This is a genomic window from Sulfitobacter sp. HI0129 (genome assembly GCF_001635395.1).
Lineage (GTDB): Bacteria > Pseudomonadota > Alphaproteobacteria > Rhodobacterales > Rhodobacteraceae > Sulfitobacter.
In genome coordinates this window covers 1-6,897 of record NZ_LWGH01000378.1, presented here as the reverse complement: position 1 = coordinate 6,897, position 6,897 = coordinate 1, and the positions used below count along the sequence as shown (strand labels likewise).

Annotated in this window: 6 protein-coding genes; 3 read left to right on the top strand and 3 right to left on the bottom strand. The window is 67.0% G+C overall.

Going from position 1 to position 6,897, the window contains the following annotated elements; genetic code table 11:
• On the bottom strand, window positions 1-1,494 hold a 1,494-nt coding region (locus A3764_RS09770), incomplete at its 3' end, for a SulP family inorganic anion transporter (protein WP_067951539.1).
• Window positions 1,495-1,674: 180 nt separating this feature from the next.
• Between A3764_RS09770 and A3764_RS09765 the strand changes: the two genes are divergently transcribed.
• The 3 genes from A3764_RS09765 (at window position 1,675) to A3764_RS09755 (ending at window position 4,600) form a co-directional block, all read left to right on the top strand.
• Complete coding sequence (locus tag A3764_RS09765) at window positions 1,675-2,547, top strand: S-methyl-5'-thioadenosine phosphorylase (protein ID WP_067921398.1); 873 nt, start codon at window positions 1,675-1,677, stop codon at window positions 2,545-2,547.
• 126 nt (window positions 2,548-2,673) lie between these two features.
• On the top strand, window positions 2,674-3,204 hold the full coding sequence (locus tag A3764_RS09760) for an adenine phosphoribosyltransferase (protein WP_150120672.1): 531 nt from the start codon (window positions 2,674-2,676) through the stop codon (window positions 3,202-3,204).
• 103 nt (window positions 3,205-3,307) lie between these two features.
• Window positions 3,308-4,600 carry a Glu/Leu/Phe/Val family dehydrogenase gene (locus tag A3764_RS09755; protein ID WP_067921400.1) on the top strand — a complete coding sequence of 431 codons (1,293 nt, stop codon included), beginning with the start codon at window positions 3,308-3,310 and terminating at the stop codon, window positions 4,598-4,600.
• A gap of 58 nt (window positions 4,601-4,658) precedes the next feature.
• Here the strand turns inward: A3764_RS09755 and A3764_RS09750 are convergent, their stop codons facing one another.
• Both A3764_RS09750 and A3764_RS09745 read right to left on the bottom strand, forming a co-directional pair.
• Window positions 4,659-6,089: an FAD-binding oxidoreductase gene (locus A3764_RS09750; protein WP_067921401.1), complete on the bottom strand. Its 1,431-nt coding sequence runs from the start codon at window positions 6,087-6,089 to the stop codon at window positions 4,659-4,661.
• A gap of 39 nt (window positions 6,090-6,128) precedes the next feature.
• On the bottom strand, window positions 6,129-6,896 hold the full coding sequence (locus tag A3764_RS09745) for an MBL fold metallo-hydrolase (RefSeq protein ID WP_067921403.1): 768 nt from the start codon (window positions 6,894-6,896) through the stop codon (window positions 6,129-6,131).
• Window position 6,897 lies beyond the last annotated feature (1 nt).

Genomic DNA, 6,897 nt, shown 5'->3' with positions numbered 1-6,897 from the left:
TTGCAGGCGTTTGCCGGCCTCTTCGTATTTCGCGGCCATCGCCTCGATCGCCTGAAGCGCGGACTGGTCCACCACCCGGCTGTCGGCGAAATCCACGATCACCTCGGCGGGGTCGTTCTGCACGTCGAAAAGCTCGGCGAAGCCGTCGGAGGAGCCGAAGAAGAGCGGGCCCTGAATGCGGTAGACCTTGGTGCCCTCGGCGGTGATCTCCGTCCGGGCGTGGATGCGGCGCGCATTGTTCCAGGCATAGGCCAGCGCCGAGACGATCACGCCGACGACGACCGCGACGGCGAGGTCCTCCATCACTGTCACCACGGTGACCAGCAGGATCACGAAGGCATCCATCGGCGGTACCTTCAGCAGGATGGTCAGCGAGTTCCACGCGAAGGTGCCGATCACCACCATGAACATCACGCCCACCAGTGCCGCCAGCGGAATAAGTTCGATCACCGGGGCGCCGATCAGGATAAACAGCAGCAGGAAGACCGCCGCGGCGATGCCCGCCACCCGGGTCCGCCCGCCCGATTTCACGTTGATCATCGACTGGCCGATCATGGCGCAGCCGCCCATGCCGCCGAAGAACCCGGTGACGGTATTGGCCACACCCTGCGCGATACATTCCTGACTGGCGCCGCCGCGGGTGTTCGTCAGATCGCTGACGAGGTTGAGCGTCAGCAGCGATTCGATGAGCCCGATGGCGGCGAGGATGATGGCATAGGGCAGGATGATCTCGAATGTTTCCCAGTTGAGCGGGACCATCGGGATGTGGAACGTCGGCAGCCCGCCCTGAATGGAGGCGAGATCGCCCACGCGGGGCACCTCCATCCCGGTGAAGATGACCACTCCGGCCACGATGCCGATGCCCGCGAGGGGGGCGGGGATGATGCGTGTGATGCGCGGCATGATCCAGATGATCGCCATGGTCGCCGCCACGAGGGCCAGCATCAGGTAGAGGGGCTGGCCGCTCAGCCATTCGCCGCCGCCCATGCCGTGACCCGTATCCACCATGGTGCCGGGCACCTTGAACTGGCTCATCTGGGCGAGGAAGATCACGATGGCCAGACCGTTGACGAAGCCCAGCATCACCGGGTGGGGCACCAGCCGGATGAACTTGCCCCACTGCATGACCCCGGCGAAGACCTGTATCAGCCCCATCAGCACCACCGTGGCAAAGAGGTATTCGACCCCGTGCTGCGCCACCAGCGCCACCATCACCACCGCGAGCGCGCCCGTGGCCCCCGAGATCATGCCGGGGCGGCCACCGATCAGCGCGGTGATCAGCCCCACGATGAATGCGGCATAAAGCCCCACCAGCGGGTGCACCCCCGCGACGAAGGCAAAGGCCACCGCTTCGGGCACCAGCGCCAGCGCCACGGTCAGCCCCGACAAGAGCTCGATCCGCAACCGGCCGATGCTGAACCCCTGTTCGGGCATCCAGCGCAGGTCTGTCACATCGAGTTTCTTGGTAAAGCTGTGCAAGGTCGCGCGCGCCATCGGACATCCTGTTCAGAATCTGGAAAGCACCGGATATCGGAGAGCGGTCCGCCGGTTCCGGGGTCCCTACCCGCTTTCACCGCGAATGGAAACCCTGACGCCCGGGCGGGGGCGTGGCGCGGCGTGCTTGCAGTTTCCGGGCGAAGGCGGCAAGACTTCGCCCGACAGCGGGAGAATGACATGACGGCGACCAGGTTGGGCGTGATCGGCGGATCGGGCATCTACGACATCGAAGGGCTGGAGGATGCCGAATGGGTGACGGTGGAAACGCCGTGGGGCGCGCCGTCGGACGCGATCATGACCGGGCGGCTGGGCGGCGTGGAGATGGCCTTCCTGCCGCGCCATGGCCGCGGCCATGTGCATGCGCCCGCCGATGTGCCCTACCGCGCCAATATCGACGCGCTGAAGCGGCTGGGCTGTACGGACATCATCTCTGTCTCGGCCTGCGGGTCGTTCCGGGATGAGATGAAGCCCGGCGATTTCGTCATCGTGGACCAGTTCATCGACCGCACCATCGCGCGGGAGAAATCCTTTTTCGGCAGCGGCTGCGTGGCGCATGTGAGCGTGGCGCATCCCACCTGCCCGCGTCTGGGTGCGGCCTGCGCCGAAGCAGCCCGGGCGGCGGGCGTCACGGTGCACGACGGGGGCACCTACCTTGCCATGGAGGGGCCGCAGTTCTCCACCCTCGCGGAATCGCGCATGTACCGCGAAAGCTGGGGCGCGGATGTGATCGGCATGACCAACATGCCCGAGGCCAAGCTCGCCCGGGAAGCGGAGCTGTGCTATGCCAGCGTTGCCATGATCACCGATTACGACAGCTGGCACCCCGACCACGGCGAGGTGGACGTGACCGAGATCATCGCGACGCTGATGGGCAATGCCGACAAGGGGCGGGCCATGGTGGCGGGGCTGCCCGCCCTTCTGGGTGCTGCGCGCGCGCCCTGCCCGCATGGCTGTGACCGGGCGCTGGAATACGCGATCCTGACCCGACCGGAGGCCCGCGACCCGGCGCTGGTGGCCAAGCTGGATGCGGTGGCGGGGCGCGTTCTCTGACCTCGGTGTCCGTGGCCGGGGTTTCATGAGTATTTGAAAAAGGGTGAAGGGAACGCGCCGGACTTGGCGGCACGGCCCTAACGCTGTATGGCGGTCCGCGCAGATATGGACCGGCGGGAGAGTGACGTGAAACGAGTGGAAGATTACATCCGTACCATCGTGGATTTCCCCCATGAGGGGATCATGTTCCGGGATGTGACCACGCTCTTCGCCGATCCGCGCGGCTTTCGCATGGCGATCGACCAGATGCTGCATCCCTATGCCGGGATCGACATCGACAAGGTCGTGGGGCTGGAGGCGCGGGGCTTTATCCTTGGCGGCGCCATCGCGCACCAGTTGAGCGTGGGGTTCGTGCCGATCCGCAAGAAGGGCAAGCTGCCGGGCCGCACGATTTCGCAGGATTACAAGCTGGAATACGGCGAGGCGATCGTTGAGATCCACGATGACGCCATCGCGGAAGGCGAAAAGGTTCTGGTGGTCGACGACCTGCTGGCCACGGGCGGGACTGCGGAGGCCGGGATCAAGCTGATCCGGAGGCTGGGCGGCGAGATCGTATCGACCGCCTTCATCATCGACCTGCCCGAACTGGGCGGGCGCGCCCGGCTGGAGGCGATGGGCATGGAGGTTCATGCCCTGTGCGCCTTTGACGGGCATTGAGCGCTTCGCTGACGATCGTGTGACCCGCGCCGGGGGTGCCAGCCGCCCCGCCCGCCCTATCTTTCCGCTTGAAATGCGAACAGATGGGTAAGGATACACGTAAATGGCGAAAGATTCCTCCTCCTCCGGTGACAGCGATACGCCGGTTCTCGATGCGGTCTTCGACCGGCTGGACATCTCGGACGATGCCCGCAAGCTCCTGAGCGCGCCCAAGCGGCAGCTCGCTATTGCGGTGCCCATTCGCTGCGATGACGGGACGCTTGCGATCTACGAGGGCTGGCGGGTGCAGTTCAACGACGTGCTGGGGCCGACCAAGGGGGGCATCCGCTTTCATCAGGACGTGACGCTGGAAGAGGTGACCGACCTCGCCCGTTGGATGACGCTGAAATGCGCGCTGCTCGACCTGCCTTTCGGCGGGGCCAAGGGCGGCGTGCGGGTCGATCCCAAGTCGCTGTCGAAGCAGGAGGTCGAGCGGCTGTCTCGGTCCTACCTGCAGGAGGTGCAGGACCTGATCGGGCCGGACCGGGACATCCCGGCGCCGGATGTGAATACCAATGGCATGATCATGGGCTGGATGATCGACGAATACGCCCAGATCACCCGCAGGCAGCAGCCCGCGGCGATCACCGGCAAGCCGCTGCCGCTGGGGGGGTCCGAAGGGCGCGTGGCCGCCACCGGGCAAGGCGCGCTTTACGTGTTGCGTGAATGGGCCAAGCGCCACGACCGCAAGCCCGGGGATACCCGCGTCGCGGTGCAGGGGTTCGGCAATGCCGGCGCGCATTTCGCCATGCTGGCGCATGAGGCGGGGTTCAAGGTGGTTGCCGTCTCCGACTCCGGCGGGGCCACCTATGCCAAGGGCGGGCTCGATCCCGAACCGCTGCACCGGCAGAAGGAAGAGGGCAAGAGCCTCGACGACATATATGGCTCCCGGTCAGTGTCCGACAGCGAGGATCACGAACAACTCGACGCGAAAGAATTGCTGTCGCTCGACGTGGACGTGCTGGCGCTGGCGGCGCTGGAGAACGCGGTGACCAAAGACAACGTCGGCGACGTCAAGGCCGACACGGTGCTGGAAATCGCCAACGGGCCCGTCAGCACCGGGGCCGATGCCGCCCTTGCGGAACGGGGGGTTGCCGTGCTGCCGGACATCCTCGTGAACGCGGGGGGTGTCACCGTGAGCTATTACGAATGGATACAGGGCCGCTCCGGCGAACGCTGGGAAGAGGAGATGGTCCGCGACCGGCTGGAGACGCGGATGGTCAAGACCGCCAACGCCTGTTTCGACCGCGCCGAGGCGGATGAGACGCCCCTGCGCCATGCGGCCTATGCCATCGCGGTGGAACGCATCGCCGCCGCTGTCGAGAGCCGCGGAGATTCGTGCTATTTCCGGGGCTGACCCCGCGCCTTCCAAATGGTCTTAAATCCCGGGGGCCGCGGGGGCTGGCCCCCGCGGCTCAGCCTACCTCGGGCAGCACCGCTCCGGGGTTCATGATCCCCGCAGGGTCGAGCGCATCCTTGATGGCGCGCATGGCCGCGCCCTTGACCGGATCGCCGTAGCGTTCGAGGTCCCCTGTCTTCAGCCGCCCGATCCCGTGTTCGGCGCTGATCGAGCCGCCCAGTTCATGGGTCAGGTCGTGGACCGTGCGCTTGATGGCGTCGCGCTGCGCCGCGTGGTCCTGCCGGCTGCGGCCGGGGGCCGGAAAGATGTTGTAGTGCAGGTTGCCGTCTCCCACATGGCCGAAGCAATTGATGCGGAACTGCCCCAGTGCCGCGATGGCCTCGCCCCCGCGGGCGATGAATTCGGGGATCGCGCCCAAGGGGACAGAGATATCGTGGCTCGAAACCGATCCGATGCGGCGGTTCGCTTCGGGTATCATTTCCCGTATCTGCCAGAAGTCCGCCGCCTGCTGGCGGTTCTGCGCGATGAGGCCGTCGGTCACGTGGCCCGCCTCCGATCCGCGCAGGAAGACCTCCTCCAGCGCCGATTGCGGGTCGCCCTGCCCGCTGGTGCCCAGTTCGATCAGCACCACCCATTCGGGCGGCGTGGCAAAGGGCTGACGCAGGTCGGGCAGCGTTTCGGCGAGGAAGTCAAACCCCTGCCGGTGCATCAGTTCGAAGGCGCTGATGACCTCGCCCACCGTGTCGCGCGCGCAGGACAGCAGCGCCAGCGCCGCCGCCGGGTCGGACACCACCAGAAGCGCGGTGCCGCTGCGCGCGGGACGGGCAAAGAGCTTGAGCGAGGCGGCGGTGATCACGCCCAGCGTGCCTTCGGCGCCGATCAGCAGGTTGCGCAGATCGTAGCCCATGTTGTTCTTGCGCAGCCGGGTCAGCCCGTTCCAGATGCGGCCGTCGGGCATCACCGCTTCGAGCCCGAGGCAGAGATCGCGCGCGTTGCCGTAGCGCAGAACGCCGGTGCCGCCCGCGTTGGTGGAGAGCAGCCCCCCGATCCGGGCCGAACCTTCGGAGGCGAGGCTGAGCGGGAAGAGCCGGTTCGCCTCTTCCGCGGCGGTCTGCACATCGGCGAGGATCGCGCCGGCCTCGGCCACGATCACGTTTTCATCCGCATGGACGGCGCGGATCGCCGTCATCCGTTCCAGCGACAGGACCAGCGGCTGCGCCCTTTCGGCCATGATCTGCCCGCCCACCAGCCCGGTGCCGCCGCCGTAGGGGACGAGCGGCACGCGATGTTCCGCGGCGCAGCGGACGATGGCAGCGACCTGCTGCGCGGTGCGGGGCAAGGCCAGGGTTGCGGGCCGCCCGGCGTAGCGGCCGCGCGGCTCTTCGAGGTAGTGCGCGTCGGCGGGCCGCAGGCTGTCGTCGGGCAGTTCGGCGGCCAGCCGGTCGGTAAAGGCGGCGTCCGCGTCGTTGAGGCTGTGCGATGTCATGGCGAAGTGATCCCCCCATCGCCCGCGTGATGCAAGCGCCTAATCGTCGCGCCGCAGATAGGCCGGGCGCAGCACCATGACCGTGGGCCGCCCCGGCAGCGTATCGCGGGAGAGGGTGAGCGCGGGGCCTTCGAGGTCCACCACCGTGAAGCTGTCGGCCATGCCCGCCAGGAAATCGTTCAGCGCGAATTCGGAGAACCAGTGCATCGGGATCACGACGGAGGCGCGCAGCCGTTTGAGGACCGCGATCATGGTGGGCAAGTCCAGCGTCAGCCCGCCGTCCACCGGGGCCATGACCACGTCGAGCCGCCCGAGGGCCGCGTATTGTTCGGCGTCGGGGGCGTGATGCAGATGGCCGAGGTGCCCGATACACAGACCGGCCATTTCGAAGACGAAAATCGAATTGCCGCGCGGCTCCACCCCGGCAAAGGCGGAGCGGATGTCGGTGGAGACGTTGCGCACCAGCACTTCGCCCAGATCGAGCCGGTGGTCGATCCCCTCTCCGAAGGGGCCCCAGCCGGGCAGGACATGGGGGATGGCCGGGTCCGGGGCTGCCGTCCAATGGCTGTCATGGGCGTGGTTCATCGTCACGACGTCCGGGATCAGCGGCAGGGTGCCGGTGAAGCCGGTGTAATCGGTCACGAGGTTCAGCCCGCCGTGGCTGCGGATCAGGAAACTGGCGTGGGCGATGTAGTGGAGAAACACGGTTTCGCGCGCCACCTGCGGCAGGCTGGCCCGGTGCAGATAGCGCAGGCCGGGTGCGGCATTGGCCAATGCGACGCAGTGGCTCGGCGTGCGTTCGGTCAGG

Coding starts and splice junctions, on each gene's coding strand:
- A3764_RS09765 (WP_067921398.1), top strand. CDS start 1,675: ATGACGGCGACCAGGTTGGGCGTGATCGGCGGATCGGGCATCTACGAC.
- A3764_RS09755 (WP_067921400.1), top strand. CDS start 3,308: ATGGCGAAAGATTCCTCCTCCTCCGGTGACAGCGATACGCCGGTTCTC.
- A3764_RS09750 (WP_067921401.1), bottom strand. CDS start 6,089: ATGACATCGCACAGCCTCAACGACGCGGACGCCGCCTTTACCGACCGG.